Origin of the sequence: Psychrobacter sp. AOP7-B1-25 (genome assembly GCF_052376195.1) — a bacterium.
In the GTDB taxonomy this organism is placed as follows: Bacteria; Pseudomonadota; Gammaproteobacteria; order Pseudomonadales; family Moraxellaceae; genus Psychrobacter.
In genome coordinates this window covers 69,507-90,748 of record NZ_JBQSVK010000011.1, presented here as the reverse complement: position 1 = coordinate 90,748, position 21,242 = coordinate 69,507, and the positions used below count along the sequence as shown (strand labels likewise).

Genomic DNA, 21,242 nt, shown 5'->3' with positions numbered 1-21,242 from the left:
AGTCTTTCAAATGCTTTTATCATAATGAAGATTACTTTCCATCGTTTTCATAATAATTTTCAAGGCTTATATATATCTGCTGATGCAACTGTTTTTTGACATTGTAACTCGGAGTGCTAGCACCACGATATAAAGCTAAAATACCGCCTTGGCCATCAACGAAAATGTCAGTGTTTACGCCAGGAAAAAATCCAGATTTATTATATATAATAAAATTATGCCCACTTTTTTGGTAAGGTTCTAAAGCATAGCCATAACAACCACCAATCTTATCAATAGCACAAGGTGTTTGAGCACGTGATAATATATTTATTGGCTGCTCATTTAACATATCACGAGTCAGTAGCACCATAGACTTAGCTGAGCCTGATAACCCTCCTACCGCTGATAATGATTCTCTAAAATCAAAATACTTATAGTAGCTTGCGCCATAGAAGTTTTCATAACGATAATCATAAGTAACCTCATCTACTAAAAAACTATCATCAACAAATTTTATATCTTTATTATTAAGTTGATATATATCTTCTGCAGCCTCACGAAAAGTAGTGCCCGTAATTACTTCTACTACCGCTCCTAATAAGCAATAGCCTACATTAGAGTATTGAAACTGTGTATTAGGATCAAAGTCCAACTCTACTTCCGCAAGTCTCTCTATATTAGTAGGACACCAAGGTTTAACACCCATAGTCAACATCGGGGTATAGGTTTTAAGTCTATCAAAACCAGCACTATGCTCTAATAACATACCTATCGTAATATCATGAATACGCTTATCTTTAGGCTCTGGAACATTAATAATACTCATCAGTTTCTGATCTAAATTTAGCTTATCTTGGTTTATCAAATTCAATACTATCGCTGAAGTGACAACTTTAGATACACTGGCATAACGAAAGCGACTATCCACATCTATTGAGTGTTCACCACGAAAGCCATCTTTCCAACCACTTTCACAATGGGAGAGCTTACCGTTTTTACTTTGATAGACTATTTGATTACTCATCGATTTCTGCTCAATGATAAGATTGTCCATTAACTCATACATAAAATCTGGCGCAGCATCTGAACAATAAATGCTAGACTTAATATAAGGTAATTGCAGATGATAGCTCGCCTGATCTAACCACTTGTGCTTAGCAGTATACAAATAAGTCATCTCCAGTATAACTGCCAAAGAAACTATAATGATCAAACTATTTTTAATTATTATCTTACGGTTCATTTTAGAAAACTTATCTTGATAGTGAGTACTTTTGAAAATTTAATAAAAAAAAAGAGAAGGACTAGCCCTCTCTTTTTTTATTAAATTTTCAAAAATTATTATTAAGTTCCAGATACAACACTACAGCCTGTTGGAGCATATTTATCATCTACAGTAGTACTACATGACCAAGCACCTGCTGCTGTACGTGTCCATTTAACATTTTTACCTGTGATTGTCTGTGCAGCACTTTGACCAAATGTACCAGTAATAGTAGCGTTAGACGTGCTATCAGTAGGGAAGACAACTGTAAAACCTGTCTGCGTTGTTGTATCAGTATCAGTATCACCACCAGCATCACCATCACCACCAGCATCATCAGTAGCAGCTAATAAATTACTATTAGTCCAACCAAGATCACATTTAGCTGCCGTTATTTTACCTTCTAAAATACAAGTTTCTACTGCAGTTTTAATCGCACCAGTTTCTGACATAACGCGGCTAACTTGTGATTTAGCAACATAGTTCTGATACTGAGGGATAGCGATCGCAGCTAGAATACCGATAATAGCGATAACGATCATTAGTTCGATTAAGGTAAAACCTTTTTGAGTGGTAGCGTTCATAGTACGTCCTTTAGAGTAAGGTGATAACAAATCGATTGATACACTATTTAGTATCACTATCTGCCATCTATCATAAATATAGGGTTTGTTAGATTGAGTAGTAACTTAACTTACTCATCTAACCTTATTATTATTAATGTTGCAGATAACGTGCCAACTTATCACTGTTAATCTGATTTTAGATGTAAGAGGTATATTTGTATGCAATAAAATATATACCAAACGATTTTTGCTTTGATCTAATTAAAACCAGTATAATTATTACTACTAGAATACTTAAAATTGTCAGTTTATGTAATTAGCAGATATTTAGTATAATGTTAGATGACATTTTTTGTCAGCTTTATGCGCAAAATGACACTTAAGAACTATCTCCATTCATCATTCTTACCACATTTTTTATTTGTATCACTGCCACGACATTTAATGCCTCGATAGTCTAAACTGATTGCGCCATCATTCTTCATTCGTTTACTAGGTATGGGTGTGGCTACTATAGTCCATGCAGATGTTAACGGATTTGGGGATATTGCAACCGTATAAAGCGCCTCATTTTGAGGATAATTACCTACAAGATCTGTCGTAACAACGCTACTATATTTTCCTTGTACCAACTTTCGGCTTTCGATCGTACTAGCAATATTATGCATCTCACTCATCATATCAGCTCGATTGGTTCGCTCGACGTAGCCTTGGTAGCTTGGATAGGTGATCGCTGCTAGTATTCCAATAATAGCAACGATGATCATCAGCTCTACTAGAGTAAAACCTCTACTACTATAAATGTCGATATTTAAGAAATTATTATTCTTAATATTCACCACGATTACCAATCTCCTTGATTCGTACCACAGCTCGTTGCCGCTATAGCTACCTCGCTACTATTTCTACAACGCACTCCACTACTGGTCATTAAGAAATAATCTGCATACTCAGTAGTACCAGACTTTTTTGGTTCAGCGAGCATCTTCCAAGTTCTACCTGTCACATTATCTACTCCTGCTGCTGTCACTAACGACTTAGTAGAACTACCGCCATCGACTAAGGTAATCTTATAGTTATAACTGGAGGCGGTACTACCACGTGGTATATAAATGACAGAATTAGCATCATCGTATTTGTAGACTACCTTGTTTGTATTATCAATATTCTTGGGGCGAAACCCTTTATAAGTCAACGCTGATGCCCGCCAGCGTTCAAGCTCAATCTGTAGTTGTTGCATCTGAGCTTGCGCTTCTAATTCAGCATTACGCACAACATATTGGCGGTAACTGGGAATAGCAATGGCAGCTAATATACCAATAATAAATACGACGATCATCACCTCGATAAGAGTAAATCCTCGATGATAGCTTTTGTAAGTAGTACTGTTCATACACATGTAGTATTGGGTCTGCATAGTCATGCCTTATCCTAGTCTGGAGATTTTTCATACCAGCGCTGAGGCGTTAGATTGTAACCACTCATGTTGCCAAAGATACCACCTGTTCCCATCCCTGCTGTTTTTGATGGTGTACCACTACCATCAATCGTATGTGGCAGTACATTAGGACCAGTAGCATTAGAGTCTCTACCACCATATCCAGTACGATTATCAGTTACTACCTGCTCAGAAAAAGTTTGATTACCTATTAGCACTTGGACATTCGTGGAATCTTTACTGAATGCACCCAATGCTAGCTCTTGTATTCCCTTACCAGCTCTTACAAAGCCACCTGTACCATTAGCAGAAGAGTCAGCTTCGCATATACCCCAAGGTAAGCAATATAATTGACGTTCTGACCCACCAACGACTTGTGCCGAACAGGTATTGATAGTCGTATCATACTGCATCTCAGGGCTATAAGCGGTCATATAGTAGATACCACCCAATGCTAACCCCTTACCCATACTCTTGACGTGCTTGATATTAGAGTAACCATCGAAGTAGGTTAATGGGTAACTCCAACCTGAAAAGACGCCGTTCTTCATAGCTGTCAATACGCCCGACTTAGTTTTTGCTACTGTTGCTGCGCCTGTAGGTGTAGTCACTTTATCAAAAGGTAGAGACGCCAACTTATCTAATGTCAATTCATTGATTACAGACGAAAAATTATTGCCGTATAAATTACTATTAACCAAATCTCTATCTATAATACCGAATAGTCGATCGGCTTCTGACAATTCCTTACGATGACGTGATAAGGGACTACTGCGATCTCCTGATGCGATATTTACTACAGCTAATCGTTTGCCACTAGAGGTCTCATCATCAAAAAAGCTTACCGAAGGCTGAGCATAGAATCGATACTGTAAGCCTTTATTAGCCAAAGATTTAGAAAGCGCGTCACTGCTACTATCGCCACTGGTATTGAGTATCCGACTTACTCGACGTACAAAGGTGTTGATACCAGCCGTTGAGCTCACATTACTACCATTCTGCAAATCCACTCGATAAAGCTGTCCACCTAAATCACCAAAGTACAAGTGATCAATAAATCCATCGTTATCACGGTCAAGCGTTGTAATTTCACTCACTATACTATGCTTCATAGACGATACATTTATATTTTTCCCACCTGCGTTTTCATTTGATAATGACAGAATAAGATCGCCTGTTTCAGCATCTGCAATATAAACGGCATTACCCTTTGCTTGCGTGATATTGCTACAGTTACTAAACTTATTCGTCGAAGAACCTAGTTTGAAAGTCGGGTCTTCGTAACATTTGTCATAGCCTCCACCGAAGATAATAACTTCTTTGGCTGCCGTACCTATTTTAACTTTACCTACTACAGGTTTCGACATGATCATTCCTATACGACCATAACCCGAGGTACTAGAATCAATGGTAAATAACTTCTTAGGATTATTGATGTCACTGATATCCAATCCGTATAGACCTGTGCCACCCTTACTCAACCCACCATAGATTCTCATGCTATTGGCCGTGACCTTACCACTACCATCAGCATTGTATTTATAATCGTATTTACCTGTCATAGTCCAAGGCGCATCAACACCAAATACGGGTGGGTTATCTGTCGTTATATTCGTACTAACCACATCTTCTTTTAGAGCTTTCAGTTTCACCTGATTAGTAATGAATTGTTTGGGAATGAAAGCCATGCTCTCCTCCCCTGTATCAGATTTAGCAAGATGTAATGCCCCTTCCATAGAGCCAAACATAATATAATCGTTTCGGTCACTATCATTTGTCGAGATTTGTCCTGCATCCGCATCTATCGTGTTAGGGTCCGAATCAGTATTTTTTGTAGGTGAGTTAATCTTACCGCCGTAGCTCACAAGCGTAGGCTCTGAATGCAGTACTCCACCTAATACCTTTACTTCGCCACTAGGAGTAGTAATGAGTTTCTCAAGCTCAGCCTCTTTATTACTGGCATCGTTAATCTTTTTAATAGATGCCGCGTCGATAGTAATATCGTAGCCTAAAAAGCTTAGTAAATACAATTTTTGCTCTGCACCATAACTGTTATCTAAATCTGCAAAACCAACTAACTTACCATTTAAGACTGATACCTTCTTTAAGGCATTGCCATTTTCTACATAGACCGAACGAGTCGAGTTACTAGCTGCAGTAGGAGATTTAAGCTGAGCATAGAAACCACCTGCTGTTATTCGATCATTGGCATTGACCGTATTACCATCTTTATCCACTGCCGTATTGTTCTTATTACTCCATAGATCCCGTGCATTAGGATTCAAATCTGCAGGAAACTTCTTACCTGTATTATCTATATTGCCATCTTTATCCATACTGACATACAGTCGTGTATTGGCACTACTGCTTGTAGCCGACTTACCGTATAGTGTTCCCTGATTGACTTCGTACTTTTTTAGATTACCAGGCCATACCAGTAGACTACTATTCACCTTTGGCTCTAGCATTGGTAAGTATGCATAAGGTTGGATATTTTGAGCACTAAGTGGATCTTGAGGAATAGTAATGGTACCAGAAGGAATACTGGCTATATCATTATCAAGCTTGGAGACAAATGATAAAACGCTATTTACGATATCTTTGGAATCTTTTGCATAATAAAACCCACCTTCACCAAAACCGCCAACACCCGAGAATCCAGTAAATCCAGTCTTGTCGTCACTGGCTTCCATACCTAGATTACAGGAGTTTTTAGCATCTTTATCAGTTAATAGATCACAGCGGTAGTATTTCTTTTCATAAGGAGTACCGTCGGATAGTACTGACTGTATAGAGCTATAGTTACTAGAATTATCAAAGGCATTAAAGCTACTACCGAAACCGACCATAGCTGTCTTGATACCTTTGTTTCCTATAGCTTTCGCATAGTCACCAATACAGTCCCACCCAGCATTGCTATTGCCGCTGGCATTTGTCATCGCTGAGCTACAGCTAAAACTACTCGTATTTAGCGACTGTCTCATTGAAGTTTGCGTATTACTTGTACTATTATTTGGAGAACCATCTGTCAATAAGTATATACCTGTACCCGCACATTGAGAGCTTTCAGGCTTAATGTAACTAGTACTATTACGAATAACATTATCATTGCTAATGTTCAAAAAACCACTGTATTCATTACCTACGTTAGATGTTGACGTACCAAGGACATAGGCTCCAGACTCTGTATAAGCTGTAGCCGTAGGAGTACCACCACGTGGTTCCAGCCTAGCTATGTAACTTCTTAAACTTGTTTTTTGCACAGTAGTTAACGGCTTCGCTGCTATTCCTATTTTTCCAAACCTAGAAGCAGTACTTGAAACATCCTTGTTATAACCATATGACCCTGCCCCAATACTTATATTCTCATCCATTTTTGGATTGCGTAGTAATTTGAATACAGCTACTTTAAGCGCACTTAGTCTATCTAAGCGCCAATTGGTAGGTACGTCACCTGCAGCAATCTCAGCGACAGTTCGAGTATCTGTGACAGTAGTATCTATACAGTAAGTTATCTCGTAGTTTTCACCATTTTCTATCCTACTCTCTCTAACAAAATTCTCTCTAAAGTTTGCAGGATAGGCGCCAGCATTTAAAGCTGTTTGCACCACTGTCTTACTATCATTGCTATAGTAGCAAGGCTTACCATATATGTCTTGTAATGTAGGCGTGTGATAACGATAAGTAGTATTTACATTCTCAATCACTGTGACAATTCGATCTTCATATCTAAAACAAAAACCCAAAAAATAAGCAACACAAACGCGCTCAGTTCTTGTAACCTCTACAGGTTCTGTTACCGTATAATCTGATCGTTGATAGTTTGAGCTACCATAATCATCCCATAAACTATCAATACGGATACCATTCTGAGTAAAGTTACCCATACTGCCTGACTTATCTAACATCAACATGACAGTGGGCTTCGTCTCGCCTACAGGCGGTTGATAAATTGATAAGTCTCCTAAGGTACTATATGTGGCAGCACCTTTTGAGTCATAACTAACCGCAGCTTGGGTATGTGTTGTAGTAAAGAGAGCAACTGCAGACAAAGCTAGAACCAGTGCCGATACTCTAAAGGTCACCCGAGGAGTACATAGTGATACTGATGATGAGCTAAAGTTTTTCATAGGGTACTCCTTGGAGTATAGGTTAAAGCAGTATCAAGTAGAACAGTTTTAGACAACATCCTCATTTAGGCGCTCCAGAAGCAGATATGTTCAATAGTTTTTGACAGGCTGCACTGATTTTATTACTTGAACTCCCTTTACCATAATCTAAACACTTTTCAGATGTCAGCAAATTGTCTAGTTTGACATCTTCGACTAAGGTTTTTGCTGGTACGCCCTTACTCGCTAAACATTGGGTTAATGTCTGATCATAGTATTTCGTGACATCATTGCCGTCTTTATCTTTTTCTGCATAACCGTAATCAGCTGCGTTTTGATTCGGCTTTTTTAGACATTCTAAAATTTCTTTTTCACCTGCTTGGGTCATTCCAGGTAAGAATGAGGTACTAAATACGCGAAAATTTGGTGAAGTACTAGTGGCATCAGACGTGGTAATAGTGCGCTGCGTCGGCACATACTCAAACGGCTCTGAAGCAATCATGTCACTGCTAGGTCTCGTCACTGCTACCTGTGTCATAACGTTATTACGAGCATTACTAAAGTCTGATACGTTACTGACTCTGCAGAAACCACCTGAACTTGAAGCACCTGTAACTAGCTTACTACCACCCCTAGGATCTATCACGGTAGCTTCATTCATCTGAAAAAAATATGCATCGCGTGGTCGATAACAGAAGACTATTTGATCACCTCTATTGTCCTCTGCCCCCAAATTCATAAAGTAACCGAACATACCAGCTGAGCTAAGTGCGATACTCTTTTGTACCACGGCTTTTGAGTCAGTTTGATCTATATTTATTATTTGCTCTATACTTTTATTAGTGTTATCCGCAGTGTTTAACATCAGCGTGTCAGCCTGCTCGCTAGTCGCTAGCTTCAGATCAGTAGTACTGTTCTTTACCGCTATCGCACCTGCCAAAGTAATTAAGATCAAAAACAATAAAACCACGATCAAGGCTACACCTTGCTGACTACTGGGCACAGATGAGAACTTTTTCATGGGTTTATACCTTGTCATTAGAGATTTAGCCTAGCATTTCTTAAAGCAATTTCATTTTGGAAAACAAAGCGTAAATATTTTTTTTCTACATCGGTGGCATCGGTTTTCAATTTTATAGTTTTTCCGAGAACCTGGAATTCATTGGTCAACGCTGATGTTTGCACCACATTATTAGAACGTATAATACCACCAATTTTTATAGATATAATTTCAGGCTTAGTTATGGAGTCTGTATATTGCTTTACGGTATAGTACCTAACGACACTCCCGTCTTTAGTACCCAATAAAATATCGAAGTAATCCATTTCTTGAATAATCACCTCACCTTTGTCTCCAAAATCTTTTATGACATTTTTCTCTACAAATACAGTTGAACTTTTACCTGACCTACCTTGCTCTTCGTATTTGTCCATATCTTCAGTGATATACTTACCGGCATCACAGAACAAAGATAAGTTATTTGGTTTAGCACTATCCTGTGCTTGTAGGTAATACCTTTCGATAACTATTTGACCATCAATAACTTTTTTAACATTGTTAATGGTAACCTCTCTAGGTCCTAGGGCTAGGTTCCCTTCACAATCGTACATATCTTGAGGTGCTCTAAATTGAAGGGTTAGTTGCCCACTAGGAGTATTGGTTGCCGTCTTTGCTGACCATTGATTGCCTGAGCCTACAGCTGTTACATCACCTGTATTAGTCAACAAAGCGATAGGAACTTCTTTATTTCCTGTTAATTTTATACCTTTGAGATTGCCAGTTTGAGTTAAAACTATTCCAGATCCCTCACTAGTATCATCAACCTTTCCTGCAAGTCCTAAGTTTGCCAAGCGGATGTGGTCTTCTATTATTGGTATCCCAAAGACATTAGCATCAATAACACTAGATCCTGCTTCTTGCAGGGTTGCAGATCTGACATTAGCGATATAAATTTGCATAACTGCTGCTGATATTAATAGCCCTAGAACTAAAGAAATCATTAGCTCTACTAAAGTAAAACCTTGTTGTACTTTTAATAACTTACTCATCGATTGTTTAGGTATATTTGAATGTAATACGGACATCAGTAGGCCTCCATAATGAAACATGAGGCTTCAGGTTTATAACTGCCATTCGCATCGGTACACGAAGCACTCTCATCTGTCATGGTTGGCTTAGTCTGATTCCAGCTTGCAATAATACACTGGCGCTCATTGACACCACTCGTGTTTGGACAAACCTCTACGTTTAGAGCAATATCTTTAGAGCAAGCTGACTTTACAATAGCACTAACATTATATTTGACCATTTCTTCCGAATTACAGTTTGCAGTGTTGCAATTCTTTGCAGTCGATGCATAAGTGTCAGCTTTCGTACAATAAGAGCCAATAATGCTTTCATTACTATAAGTACTACTTTTATAAATATCATTTATCTGCTTTCTATAAAGCGGACTACTATCAGGCAGTATACGCATACTCTCTGATAGAGTTTTTATTGCAGAGATTGACTGAGTACGCATAAAACTCTCATCAGTAGCTTTTACAGCGTTTAGTTGCATAGCACTAAACCCTAAGACAGCCACAGCTAATAGTAACAATGCAACCATGGCTTCTATCAAACCTACACCGCGTTGAGAACTATACATACTCATGTGCATGTTCCACCCATTTTATTCACGATATTACCTACGCTACTAACCTCAATTTGTCTAGGGTCAGCCATCTCTTTGATATCACAAATAGTATAGGTAATAGCATCAGCAGTTTTATTAGGCCTAAACTGACTAGTATTAACTGTTGAGTTTATGGTCGTTCTACTGTCATACCTATAACTAGCTATTGTAGCAACTACTTGGGTCGATACTATGTTCTGGACGTTGATGGTCTTAGTACTACTATCATATGTTAAGCTTAAAGGTTGACGAAGAATACGACTCTCTACCTTAGCTTCTTTTAATGCACTGGTAAGCGTAGCCGCCGTCGATTTAACCCGCTGGTTTGCAAGCTGAGTACTAATATTAGGCACTGCAATACCTACAATAATGGCGAGCACAGCAATGGTTACCATCAATTCAATCAAGGTAAAACCTGAACTGACGTTCCTCAGCTTAGGTAATAGAGTGTTCAAAGATGCATTCACATCGTGTTCCTATTTAAAACTACAATTATCTGTCTTTTAGATATAGCATACTGATTGTGAGTATATATTTTTGTCTTACAATTATGATTTTCTACATACACCTTTTCGATACTATGCAATTTTCATTCCATAGTATTTAATGAATACTATTTGGAATAGCCTATAAGCAAGGCTGATACCATTGACTTATCAACTAATTTGCCAAATTGATATTTAGCTAAGAAAAACAAATAAATATATGTAGCTATAACAATATAGCAATAATTAGATATTACTGATAAAGATATATTGGGTTCAAGATTTGCTGCCATGTGCTAATACGTAAGCAGAAATTTGATAACTACTGTAGCTATTATCCGTTGTTGATTTTACTGCTGCAGGTGGAATGAACGCTCGCGCTAATGCTTGTAAGCTTGCACCTGTGGTAGATACGTCATCAAATAGTAGTAGGCGTTTTACAGAAGGCTTTTTGATTAGTGCAAAGGCATTATTTAAGTTACTAAGACGCTCGGCACGAGTCAGTCCTTGCTGGCTCACTGTATCATCAATACGCTTAACACCTTGCCATATAGGAATTTGCCAATGTTTAGACAATTGGGCAGATAAGATACTAACAGGATCGAACCCACGTTTGGCCAATCGTTGGTTCGTCGTTGGCATAGCAACAATCACGCTGTTATTGCGATGACAACCGTGTGGACGCGGTAATTGACGTAAGGCATGTAATAATAACGGCAATTTTGTCATATCCTCTTGGTGCTTAAATGCTCGGATAGCTTGACGTATTGGATACTCGTAGTAAGTAGAGGCTTGAATAGATAGAGATACGCTAGAAGCGATATCAACTTCAAAAAGTCTTGGTAACCAAGTAATATCGTTGTGACAGTAAGCACAAAGTAAACCACTGCTTAAATAGCTATTCGCTTGATGGATGATATCAGTCAGAAAAGAGTGTTTCTTTGAGGCTATCCGTGTGGGCGGCGTACCCGTTATACCCTGTAGGCTAGACGGCGCTTGATGCTGCAGTAGTTTAGATTGTGGTGTACTATGATAAATACGGCATAGTTGGCAGCGCATATCTATATACTCTGCCAACCATAGTCCAGTTTGATAAGGCGCTAAACGGCGCATAAATTATTATTTGTCATAACTTTTAATAAATTTCACCTATATTAATGCCTTTCTCAAATTAAATCCCTTTCCAATCATTGAGTACGATACCAAAGCCGATAGAGGTGTTTTCATGATTGTAATCAATAATCGATTCACCATATCCTTGGAATAGCTGCACCATACCATTAACATTATCTGATATAGGATAGATATAGTCGATTTGCGCCGCACCTTTATTGGTACTTGGGTTATAACGCAACGTACCACTAATACTTTGCTGATCTGATAAGTCATATAAGAATTTGATATCACCATAGCCCATGTAATCTTCGATATCTGGGTTGTCATCATCGCTACTACTTTCGTTATTTACTCGAGTCCATAGGCGCGGTATAACTGAGAGCTTACCCCATTCTGCCCCCGCCATCAGATAAGCTCGGTTCCATGAACGTGATAACGGATCATCTTGTCCATTCGAATGATGGACAGCACCTGCACCCAACATACGCAAACGTCCACCAAAAGGCAGATCTGCTGTCACAGGTTGAGTTAGGAATATTTCAGGTTGATAATCGGTAGCACGGAACGGACGTGAATTATCTTCGTTGTAAACTTGCCAATGTGATTCTTGGGTATAACCAAACCATAAATCAGCACTGGTATCGAATAAGTCTTCTGCAACCTTTGTTTTTAGAGATAACTGGAATTTTAGCTCAGTTTCTCGTATGTCATTAGAATCAAAAGGCTCCGCTTCTTGTGATGGTGTGCTTGGACTTAAATTGGGGTCTAAAGTATAAAATAACGGCAGTAAATATGTTGGTCGATATGGTCTTACTGTCCAAGTACCACGCTCACTGTTTTGATCTAAGTCATAAGATAGGCTAAGTGGTGAGAATTTTTCGATGTCTGTTTGAGTAACACCGACATTTTCTAAAATCTGTGCCTCTGTCTTCGTGTCAGTCTCTACTTCTACACTATCACTTTCCTGCAGTTTGCTGACTGCGGACTGCTGATTGGTCATTAAGATGGTGTCTGCATTCTCAACTGTTGTACCACTCATCTCTGTTTGTGACTCAGCTAAGATCACCTTTGGGTTACCTGAGATCGTGCTTTGAAATGTCTTTGCCAAATCAACAGGTTGTTTGGTTGTGGTATAACTTGGTGTTTTACCTTGCTCAGCTACCTTGTCAAAACAGGCTAAACGAGCCGCACTAGACTGTACTTGAGTACATTCAGAAAATAGTTCGGCTTGTTTAGCAATAAATTCTTTACTGATTATTTTGCTGCTTTGTGTGCTCACATTAGAAGACATCACATTGTTATCGAGATCCTGTGATAGGTCAAGATCCTCATATTCAAACGCAGCTTCGGGTGCTGGCAGTTCGTTATAGGTTTGAGAGTCATCAGCAGCTTGTACTTGTATCGCGGTACAACTCAACGCAAGAGCAACTGCAATACGAAGAGGCATATTTGCATTCTGGTAAGACGGTTGATGTTGACGCTGAGTAATAGTATGGGCAAACATAAGTGTCCTTTATCTAACTAGCGTAGTGCTAGCAGAGTATATGAGGTAATTAATATAGCCATTAGCGTTATCGCTAAAATAGAATTGACTGAGCATGTCAGTTAATCGCAGATATTAGGAGCAGAAAAAGCGAAAATGACTGCCCCTGCTTCATTGTTTCTTTATTGTAATGAAAATATAAGCATGATACTAGCTTTATCGATAGTTAAAATAAGCGCCTATCTATATAATCACCTGTATAACAAGTACTTAGAAAATATTCTATTATATGAATTTAATGACATTAAAAAAGCCAGCATACTCTTTCTTAGTATACTGGCCTTGTTAAAACTCTTAAGAATTTTCAAAAAATCATGCTTATTTTTTAAGTATTAGTTGTTAAACATTAGTCATTCAGCGCATCCAATGTCTGCTCAAACTCTATGCGACCTATCTCACCGACTTGTTGCTGTGTCAGCTGACCTTCTTGATAGTATAGCAGCGCGGGTGGTCCGAACAGTTTATAACGTGACAAAATGGCTTTTGAGTCTTCGGTTGTCTCTGTGATATCAAGCCTCACTAGTTGCCAATCTTGCATTTGAGCTGGACGATTATGAAACAAGTTCTTATCCATAATGCGGCACTCAATACACCACTCTGCTGTCAGATCGACAATCACATTTGGATTGGCTGCTACAATGGCATCTAACTCAGCCAACGTAGTGATCGTTTTATCCGTGGTGCTACCATTATTTACTGGTTGACCAGATGTTGACTGTACCATCATCGGTACTGCACCTAATGATGCTAATGGACGCAAGCTATCGTCATTGCCCAGTGCAGCGCCAATAATTAAACAGGCTGCCCAGATACCGGCGATAAGGCTCAATGCTTGGGTCAGCATACGACCTTTACCCAGCCAACTCCACGCCCATGTTGCCACAACCATAAACCATAACGCCCATACCATAAGCATAACTGGCGATATAAAGACACGTTCAATCAATAACAAGGCCACAGCAAATAGTAATAAAGCAAAACCTTGTTTGACCCAATTCATCCACTCGCCCGCTTTTGGCATAATCTTACCTTGGGTAGCACCAATCAAAATAAGTGGCACTGACAAACCAAACCCAAGCATAAATAAAGCGGCAAAGCCGAGCAAAGGACTACCAATAGTAGAAACCGCTAATAATGCCCCAAACAATGGTGCGGAAACGCAAGGCGAGACGACTAACGCTGATAAAAATCCAGCAATCAAACTGCCGCCTGTACTACCAAGCTTACTGTCGCCTGCTTGACTTAATCCTTGCATTTTTTGACTAATCGCTTGTGGCAATCGCACACTGAAAAGACCCAGCATGTATAGCGCAAGCAGCACAAACACAATGGCAAAGCTGATGAGAATAACAGGGTTTTGTAGCCAACCAATAATACCTAAAGATTCACCAAAGACTGCAATAACAGCACCCAAAATACCATAAGCAGTCGCGACCCCAATCGCGTAACTGGTGGTCAAGACGACACCGCGTTTGATCGTTGGGTTTTTTTCACGGGCGACAATATTCGCCACAATAGGCAGCATCGGTAGAACACACGGCGTCAAAGCTAAACCTAAGCCTGCTAAAAACAATAAAGCTAATGCTAGCCATGGATGAGAGGCCAAACCAAAAGGATCGCCGTCGACAAAGCTATTTTCTGAGACACTTGCGCCGTTAGTCATCTCACCTGATACGTTGCTGTCTGCTGCAGAAATCGTACTCATCGCCGCACTACTGTCTAAAGAATCATACTCTACAGCGCTTTCATCTATTAAGTCGTAATCAATAGCGCCATCTTCTGTCAGTGCTTGCGCATCATCAGGTACAGCGTTATCAAGAACTGCTGTACTTGGCTCTTCTGGTGTCTCGGTATCATTTTCAGATGAATTAGTTGTACTCGCAGTACTATCGCTATTTGCAGTACTATCGCTATTTACCGTTGCCTGTGCCGAGGCTGCTTCAATACTGACAGTCGTATTAATCTTTTCAGGCGGGTAGCACAGTCCTGCCTTTGCACATCCCTGCCAACCGACGACGATAGCAGCATCTTCTATATTCTTACCACTGTTGTTCGTCAGTGTGGTGGTAGCGACCATATTTGCTTGATCAAATACCAACACCTGACCGAAGGTTGGATCATCTATTGAATAAGGTGTCTGACTAAAAGTAAAAGGTGCAGCCGTCACGCCAGCGGGTAGCGTGAGCTTGATTTGCTTTTTATAGACATAATGCTCAGGAGTGATATCGAAGTTAATGGCCAACCGCGTACCAGATTGGACAGGGGTGCTATTCGTACTCACCTGAAACGCTTGATCTACTGGCAAAAACTTTGACTTTGATGAGCTTTCACTACTACCGAAAAGGTCGCCTAACCCTGCTGCTTGTACCGTTGATGTCGCTGATAAACCTGTCAACAATGAACCACTAGCGATAGCAAGCGCTAAGATACGGGATTTTTTTGAATGAGTAGATACGCTAGATGATGAGGACTTTCGTGATGTCTTGATGGACATGAATGGCTACCTATTATTACCGATATATGGATCAATCTGCTCGATATTTATCTGCGTGTTGCTGCAATATCTATCTTAGTTTTAACTTTTTCTGGTGGATAACATAGTCCAGCGGTTGCACACCCTTGCCAACCAATAATAATAGGTGCGTTTTTGGCTCCCTTACCATTACTCGTCGTCAACGTCGTGGTTGCAATGACACTCCTTTGCGTAAATACAGGAACCTGACCAAAGGTCGGATCATCGACTGATACTGGCGCTTGATTAAAAGTGAACGGCGTGGCGCTTATTCCTTTAGGGAAGCTCAACGTAAGCTTATCCTTATAGACATAATGCCCTGGTGTAATCTCAAAGCTGATCGACAACCGTGTACCTTTGGAAGTCGCTTTGGTGTTACTAACCACCTGAAAGGCTTCATCCACTGGTAAGAATTTCGATTTTGCTGAGGAACTATTTTTAAATAAGTCATTTAGCCCTGCTGCTTGTGCATTGACCGATGTCATTGACAGAACCGTTACCAATGAAGTACTTGCAACGGTTAGAACCAATTTATAAAGGTTTTTAGAAAAATACTTATTAGGCTTTTGGATCGACATAGGTGATTACCTTTAATTGCAGTCTGCGATGACTATTTTGCTGAACATCTAGATATATTTATAGCACTGACTATCAAGCTTGTATTGGACAGTAGGCAGTTTTTCTACTGATAAAAAATATCAACCAATAGGGAGATATTGGTTGATATTTATAAATTATTGAAAGCGCATTGATGAATGAGTATTTCGTTCTACAAAGCTATATCAGTATCAGAGTTTATACTCTATACGTCTATTATTACGCTTTATAGCTGAGCATAAAGATCCGTATCTTGCCCTTCGCCACCTTGTTGCCCATCAGCACCCAACGAAAACAAATCATAAGGTCGCCCTTCACTACCTGGTGCAACATACTGCATCTCATTTTCCCAGCCATCGGTTGGATAACCACCTTTGATATACCCACCTTCAGGATAGTTTTTTGCATCAGCAGGCGGTGTCGTAAGCGCTTCTAGACCTTGAGCAGTTGTCGGATAGCGCGAATTATCAACCTTGTACATATCTAGCGCGTTTGAGACAGTAGCAAGCGCAGTCTCAGTTGTTTTAACACGGGCCCTATCACTTTGACCGACTACTTTTGGTACCACCAAGCCAGCAAGAATGGCTAGGATAACGATAACAACCATAATCTCGATAAGAGTGAACCCTGCTTGACCAGACTCTCTCGCTGCACTGCAGTGCATGGCTGAAGCAGCTATCTTGTGGTCATTTGCAATATTTGAATGGGATTGCGTATCCTGAATAGCACTTTTTGGCGTCATATTTACTTGGAATTTATTAGTCATAATCATCGCTTTGGTCATCGCAGTTATGTAAACAGTAAAAGTGGCGTTCTATCGTGGCTCTCATCAATGAGCTCTAAAACTATCGTCACTATAAACCATGGTTTTATTTTTATCCAGCGCTGCGCCCAGTTTGAGTTTGGGTTTACTATTTTAACCGAAGCTAAATGTTGGCTGACCCAAATGTGCGATTATTAACTCGCGCTTACTATAGCGCGAGTCGCTTATTCACCATAGTAGAAATATCGTCTGGTCAACAATATACAACAGTAAGCAAACCTTAAGAAAGCTAATCCAAGGTTTAGTAAGCAAGTTAAGTGATCAGAATAGAATAAAAAATAGTTAGATAGAGATTTTGGAGATTGAAATTTAGCTATAAGTAAAGAATATGATAGTTCACTGGCTAGCGCATGAACCTAGCCTGCTAAATCATTCATATTGACGATGGGTAGCATAACCGCCATCACAATAATCATGACTATTACACCCATTAGTACCAGCATTAGAGGCTCAAGTAGTGATAATAAGGTGCTGATAAAATTGGTAGCTTCTGCCTCCTGCATATTGGCGGCACGGCTAAGCATACCTTCAAGCTCACCTGAGTTTTCTCCACTTTTTATCATCTGTACCATCATCGGCGGAAAATAAGTAGATTTCTCTAGTTGACTAGACAAGCTAGAGCCTTCTGTCACCCTGTCAGCAGCAGTGATAATGGTTTTTTGAATATGTAAATTGGTCGTGACCGCGGCACCGATATGTAATGCCTCAATTAACTGTACTCCCGAACGTACTAGTATCGCAAGGGTACTAGCAAATCGTGCGGCATTCAGTCCTTTGGACAATCTAGCTAATATGGGCAATCTAAGCACCACACTATCAATTGATAATTTGCCTGCCTGCGTTTGGGCAAAACGGTAGAATAAAAAAGCGGTACTTGCCAATACCAATAGTATCAACCACCACCACTGAGTAATGATATTCGATAGCGTGAGAACGACTTGGGTAATGAGAGGTAGCGCTTGCTCAGATTGCTCAAAGACTTTGACAATCTTGGGTACGACGAAACTCATTAGTCCCATAATTACCGCAACTGCCATGACCATTAGGACAATCGGATACACCATTGCCCCTTGGATTTTCTTTTGTAGGGCAAAACGGTTTTCGGTGTAGTCTGCTAGCTGATTGAGGATAAGATCAAGATGCCCAGATTTTTCGCCTGCGGCAATCGTGGCGATATATAACGGTGGAAAGCTAGCGGCTTGTTGCAGGGCACGTGCTAAACTCAGCCCTTCTAAGACATGTGAGCGCACTGCAAGCATTAAGGATTTGATATGAGTCTTTGGTGATTGCTTAGCAACCGCTGCTAAGGTTTCTTCGAGTGGGATACCCGCTGCCAATAATACAGATAATTGACGTGTCAGCAACGCCAGCTCGTATGCAGATGGTTTTTTATAGCGGCTTTTACTTTGATTTTGTTTGTCGTTGACAGGGTTGACTTCAACTGGTGTCCACTGCTTATCACGCAGCTGCTGGCGAATTTGCCGCGCAGAATCCCCTTCTAGCAAGCCTTTTTGGACAACACCGTGGTCATCAAGTGCTTTGAAGTGATAGGCAGGCATGGCAACAGATATCCTAAAGGGCTTACAGTTAGACAGTTATAATGTGTGATTTAACAGCAATCTATTAGCTTGTTATGTCGAACTCAAAACAGTGGCGTTGAATCATTACTATCAGGCATCAAACCTTGTAATAACAAAACATCCAAATGCTGCTGCTGTAGTTTCTTATCAAAATCATTGACCTCAGCGATCAGCATTCTTTCAATGCGTTTATCACTCGCAAAAACGCTCAAGCGTGCACAGATGACAGCCAACTGATAAATACGTTTTTTGCAATAACCGTCAAGACCTTGTAATAGCCTGACCATATACGGCGTCTCCAGACTGGCATAATCATAATCAGCGACGACTTGCTGTCCAAGGGCTGTAACGCCATAAGTGATCGACAGATGAGCACAGTAATAACAACTAAATAAATAACCAACCACATGACCAATATAATAGCCTCGATCATAAGTAAAACTACTCACGCCAAAGTGCCCAAGTACATAACTGTTAAGGCTGCCTTGATCGCGAATCGGCTTGCCATGCTTTAACTTACCAACCGTAGCAAAGCACAATGGGTTGCGACCATCTTGAGTCGTCAGTTGCCACCCAGCGGGCTGCTGTGCAGGCATATGACGCACGATATCTGCAATGATGTCATCAACCACATGTAGCTGTTGCCAGAGTCTTTCAAGCTTATCCGTATCCATCAGGCCACGTTTATCAAGCTGCTGCGCCAGTAAGTACTGCTGATATTCTGAAAATTGCGGCTTCAAGGTCTGTACTAAATAAGTAGGACGCGTATTGGCGGATGCCATATATAACAATCGAGTACGCTCATGCTGAGTATGATAAAGCGCAACACGCTGCGTAGCGACATCGGTTTCTTGAGCAGCAGGTTTTGCAGCTACAGCAAGGCTATCGGATGTTTCAGACGTTACTAATTCAGTTGTTGCCTCGTCGGCATCTAACAAGGTAAACATCTTTAAGAGTGCCGCTTTATCAAGTGTCTCTACCGTGTCATTTTTTGGCGTTTCTTTGTCGACATTCGGGTTCTCTATAGCAGTGCTCTTATTAACATTACTTTCTATTTTAGCAGTTGTAGTAGTCTCTTGTTGGCCCTTGTTTCCTACATTTAGCTTTGCGGTCGGTTCAGTCATAGCATACCATTAGCAGCGAAAATAAACATCGTCTCGATCCTTATATATGCACATCGTATAAGGACATATAATGCGTTATAAAATCAACGTTTCTGTCTCGACGACTCATCAATCCATAGTACCTGAACACAGACTCATTGTCAGCTGCCCTTAACTAAAATAGCTATAGCAAGTTACCAGAGATCTTATATCTATGAGTGACTCAACATTTATAAATGATATGTACTCACAAATTAAAAAAAAGCGCCAAGGACATATAAATGACATTAGCGCTTCTAATCAAGATTCTACTTAGATAACTTGAATAAACAGCCACTAGAGCTATGCAAGGTTGTTCTGTCGATACTGCTGACGATATGCTTTTGGCGAGACACCATATACACGTTTGAACGCCTGACTAAAGGTCGAATCTGAAGCATAACCCACCATCTCGCTGATACGGCTAATACTGTTTTGCTGTAAGCGTAAATAGCGAGCGGCCAATCGTAAGCGGTAATCAATCAGATAAGTCAGTGGTGGCATACCGACAGTATCTTTGAAACGCTGCGCAAAGCTGGAGCGCGACATTCCTGCTACTTCGGCAAGCTGATGAATGGTCCAGCTTTCACTCGGTGCCCCATGCATCGCGGCTAGCGCCTTAGTCAAAAACGGATCCTTCATAGCTGTGAGCCAGTTTTCTGTGGCTTCAGGCAAGCTTTCAATATATACGCGCAAACACTCAATCATCATAATACTTGCCCAATGGTTGATCACAGCCGTTTTTCCCATACGCTCACGCTCAGACTCTAGGGTTAGCAGCTTAATCTCTACATCAATCACTTCAAACCGACCATCAGCGGCATCATTAAGCTCAGGTAATATCGATGGCAGCACCGACAGTAAAGGATTAATCATCTCTTTGTCGTATTTGCATTCAATCAGTATCAAAGATGAATTGGGATCTCCATCACCATTGATATCAAGCGTACCATCTTTGCAATTGCTTAGTAGATTATCGAGCGGTTCGGCAACTTCACCATGGTAGTTGAGTGCGTAGCTTACGTGTTTATGCGCATTCGGAATCATGATCATGTCACCAGCGTGAGCTTCTCGTAGACCATTTCCAACATCGATGCAAAACCCGCCAGACATTACTAAGTAGAATAAAATAGTGTCTTTTCTAGTGATAGAATAAGACCAATTGCCAGTACCATTTAGACGATAATACTTAGTTTCAAATAAATGTACGTTTTGCAGCAATACACTTAGTGCGTCCATCAATCAATTCCTCAACAATACAGATTAATAACGGTTTATTCTAAAAAGGTAATAACGTTCCCGACATCATGCTCTGTCGGTTTGCCATATGCCAGTGCTCACTCCAATAGATATTTGCTAGTCAATACAATGGCGCAATAATACTTAAATATGATGCACGATTTAGAATTT

The 21,242-nt window shown here is 40.1% G+C and carries 17 protein-coding genes; all 17 read right to left on the bottom strand.

The window, feature by feature from the left end; genetic code table 11:
• Positions 1 to 31: 31 nt before the first annotated feature.
• Complete coding sequence (locus ACT3QR_RS09980) at positions 32 to 1,225, bottom strand: serine hydrolase domain-containing protein (protein WP_444521198.1); 1,194 nt, start codon at positions 1,223 to 1,225, stop codon at positions 32 to 34.
• Positions 1,226 to 1,326: 101 nt separating this feature from the next.
• Positions 1,327 to 1,830: a pilin gene (locus ACT3QR_RS09975; RefSeq protein ID WP_444521197.1), complete on the bottom strand. Its 504-nt coding sequence runs from the start codon at positions 1,828 to 1,830 to the stop codon at positions 1,327 to 1,329.
• 368 nt (positions 1,831 to 2,198) lie between these two features.
• A complete protein-coding gene (locus ACT3QR_RS09970; protein ID WP_444521196.1) occupies positions 2,199 to 2,654 on the bottom strand; it encodes a type IV pilin protein in 456 nt (151 codons plus the stop codon).
• Between the two features lie 2 nt (positions 2,655 to 2,656).
• A complete protein-coding gene (locus ACT3QR_RS09965; protein WP_444521195.1) occupies positions 2,657 to 3,235 on the bottom strand; it encodes a type IV pilin protein in 579 nt (192 codons plus the stop codon).
• Positions 3,236 to 3,243: 8 nt separating this feature from the next.
• Complete coding sequence (locus tag ACT3QR_RS09960) at positions 3,244 to 7,380, bottom strand: PilC/PilY family type IV pilus protein (protein WP_444521194.1); 4,137 nt, start codon at positions 7,378 to 7,380, stop codon at positions 3,244 to 3,246.
• Positions 7,381 to 7,441: 61 nt separating this feature from the next.
• On the bottom strand, positions 7,442 to 8,380 hold the full coding sequence (locus ACT3QR_RS09955) for a hypothetical protein (protein WP_444521193.1): 939 nt from the start codon (positions 8,378 to 8,380) through the stop codon (positions 7,442 to 7,444).
• Between the two features lie 17 nt (positions 8,381 to 8,397).
• Positions 8,398 to 9,444: a PilW family protein gene (locus ACT3QR_RS09950; protein WP_444521192.1), complete on the bottom strand. Its 1,047-nt coding sequence runs from the start codon at positions 9,442 to 9,444 to the stop codon at positions 8,398 to 8,400.
• Complete coding sequence (gene pilV / locus ACT3QR_RS09945; protein ID WP_444521191.1) at positions 9,444 to 10,013, bottom strand: type IV pilus modification protein PilV; 570 nt, start codon at positions 10,011 to 10,013, stop codon at positions 9,444 to 9,446. Before pilV ends, ACT3QR_RS09950 begins: the two co-directional genes overlap by 1 nt.
• On the bottom strand, positions 10,010 to 10,501 hold the full coding sequence (locus ACT3QR_RS09940) for a pilus assembly FimT family protein (protein WP_444521190.1): 492 nt from the start codon (positions 10,499 to 10,501) through the stop codon (positions 10,010 to 10,012). Before ACT3QR_RS09940 ends, pilV begins: the two co-directional genes overlap by 4 nt.
• Before the next feature lie 294 nt (positions 10,502 to 10,795).
• Positions 10,796 to 11,632 carry a ComF family protein gene (locus tag ACT3QR_RS09935; protein WP_444521189.1) on the bottom strand — a complete coding sequence of 279 codons (837 nt, stop codon included), beginning with the start codon at positions 11,630 to 11,632 and terminating at the stop codon, positions 10,796 to 10,798.
• A gap of 58 nt (positions 11,633 to 11,690) precedes the next feature.
• Complete coding sequence (locus tag ACT3QR_RS09930; protein ID WP_444521188.1) at positions 11,691 to 13,139, bottom strand: phospholipase A; 1,449 nt, start codon at positions 13,137 to 13,139, stop codon at positions 11,691 to 11,693.
• Between the two features lie 385 nt (positions 13,140 to 13,524).
• Positions 13,525 to 15,672 carry a cytochrome c biogenesis protein CcdA gene (locus ACT3QR_RS09925; RefSeq protein ID WP_444521187.1) on the bottom strand — a complete coding sequence of 716 codons (2,148 nt, stop codon included), beginning with the start codon at positions 15,670 to 15,672 and terminating at the stop codon, positions 13,525 to 13,527.
• Between the two features lie 47 nt (positions 15,673 to 15,719).
• On the bottom strand, positions 15,720 to 16,268 hold the full coding sequence (locus ACT3QR_RS09920; protein ID WP_444521186.1) for a protein-disulfide reductase DsbD N-terminal domain-containing protein: 549 nt from the start codon (positions 16,266 to 16,268) through the stop codon (positions 15,720 to 15,722).
• Positions 16,269 to 16,513: 245 nt separating this feature from the next.
• Complete coding sequence (gene gspG, locus ACT3QR_RS09915; protein ID WP_444521200.1) at positions 16,514 to 16,951, bottom strand: type II secretion system major pseudopilin GspG; 438 nt, start codon at positions 16,949 to 16,951, stop codon at positions 16,514 to 16,516.
• A 515-nt stretch (positions 16,952 to 17,466) separates the two neighbouring features.
• Positions 17,467 to 18,669, bottom strand: a complete 1,203-nt coding sequence (gene gspF / locus ACT3QR_RS09910; RefSeq protein WP_444521185.1) for a type II secretion system inner membrane protein GspF — start codon at positions 18,667 to 18,669, stop codon at positions 17,467 to 17,469.
• Between the two features lie 83 nt (positions 18,670 to 18,752).
• A complete protein-coding gene (locus ACT3QR_RS09905; RefSeq protein ID WP_444521184.1) occupies positions 18,753 to 19,814 on the bottom strand; it encodes a hypothetical protein in 1,062 nt (353 codons plus the stop codon).
• Positions 19,815 to 20,135: 321 nt separating this feature from the next.
• On the bottom strand, positions 20,136 to 21,071 hold the full coding sequence (locus tag ACT3QR_RS09900; RefSeq protein ID WP_444521183.1) for an AraC family transcriptional regulator: 936 nt from the start codon (positions 21,069 to 21,071) through the stop codon (positions 20,136 to 20,138).
• Between the last annotated feature and the right edge of the window lie 171 nt (positions 21,072 to 21,242).

Coding starts and splice junctions, on each gene's coding strand:
- ACT3QR_RS09900 (WP_444521183.1), bottom strand. CDS start 21,071: ATGGACGCACTAAGTGTATTGCTGCAAAACGTACATTTATTTGAAACT.
- gspF (WP_444521185.1), bottom strand. CDS start 18,669: ATGCCTGCCTATCACTTCAAAGCACTTGATGACCACGGTGTTGTCCAA.
- ACT3QR_RS09905 (WP_444521184.1), bottom strand. CDS start 19,814: ATGACTGAACCGACCGCAAAGCTAAATGTAGGAAACAAGGGCCAACAA.
- ACT3QR_RS09960 (WP_444521194.1), bottom strand. CDS start 7,380: ATGAAAAACTTTAGCTCATCATCAGTATCACTATGTACTCCTCGGGTG.
- ACT3QR_RS09925 (WP_444521187.1), bottom strand. CDS start 15,672: ATGTCCATCAAGACATCACGAAAGTCCTCATCATCTAGCGTATCTACT.
- ACT3QR_RS09920 (WP_444521186.1), bottom strand. CDS start 16,268: ATGTCGATCCAAAAGCCTAATAAGTATTTTTCTAAAAACCTTTATAAA.
- ACT3QR_RS09980 (WP_444521198.1), bottom strand. CDS start 1,225: ATGAACCGTAAGATAATAATTAAAAATAGTTTGATCATTATAGTTTCT.
- gspG (WP_444521200.1), bottom strand. CDS start 16,951: ATGCACTGCAGTGCAGCGAGAGAGTCTGGTCAAGCAGGGTTCACTCTT.
- ACT3QR_RS09930 (WP_444521188.1), bottom strand. CDS start 13,139: ATGTTTGCCCATACTATTACTCAGCGTCAACATCAACCGTCTTACCAG.
- pilV (WP_444521191.1), bottom strand. CDS start 10,013: ATGAGTATGTATAGTTCTCAACGCGGTGTAGGTTTGATAGAAGCCATG.
- ACT3QR_RS09950 (WP_444521192.1), bottom strand. CDS start 9,444: ATGTCCGTATTACATTCAAATATACCTAAACAATCGATGAGTAAGTTA.
- ACT3QR_RS09935 (WP_444521189.1), bottom strand. CDS start 11,632: ATGCGCCGTTTAGCGCCTTATCAAACTGGACTATGGTTGGCAGAGTAT.
- ACT3QR_RS09965 (WP_444521195.1), bottom strand. CDS start 3,235: ATGACTATGCAGACCCAATACTACATGTGTATGAACAGTACTACTTAC.
- ACT3QR_RS09955 (WP_444521193.1), bottom strand. CDS start 8,380: ATGAAAAAGTTCTCATCTGTGCCCAGTAGTCAGCAAGGTGTAGCCTTG.
- ACT3QR_RS09975 (WP_444521197.1), bottom strand. CDS start 1,830: ATGAACGCTACCACTCAAAAAGGTTTTACCTTAATCGAACTAATGATC.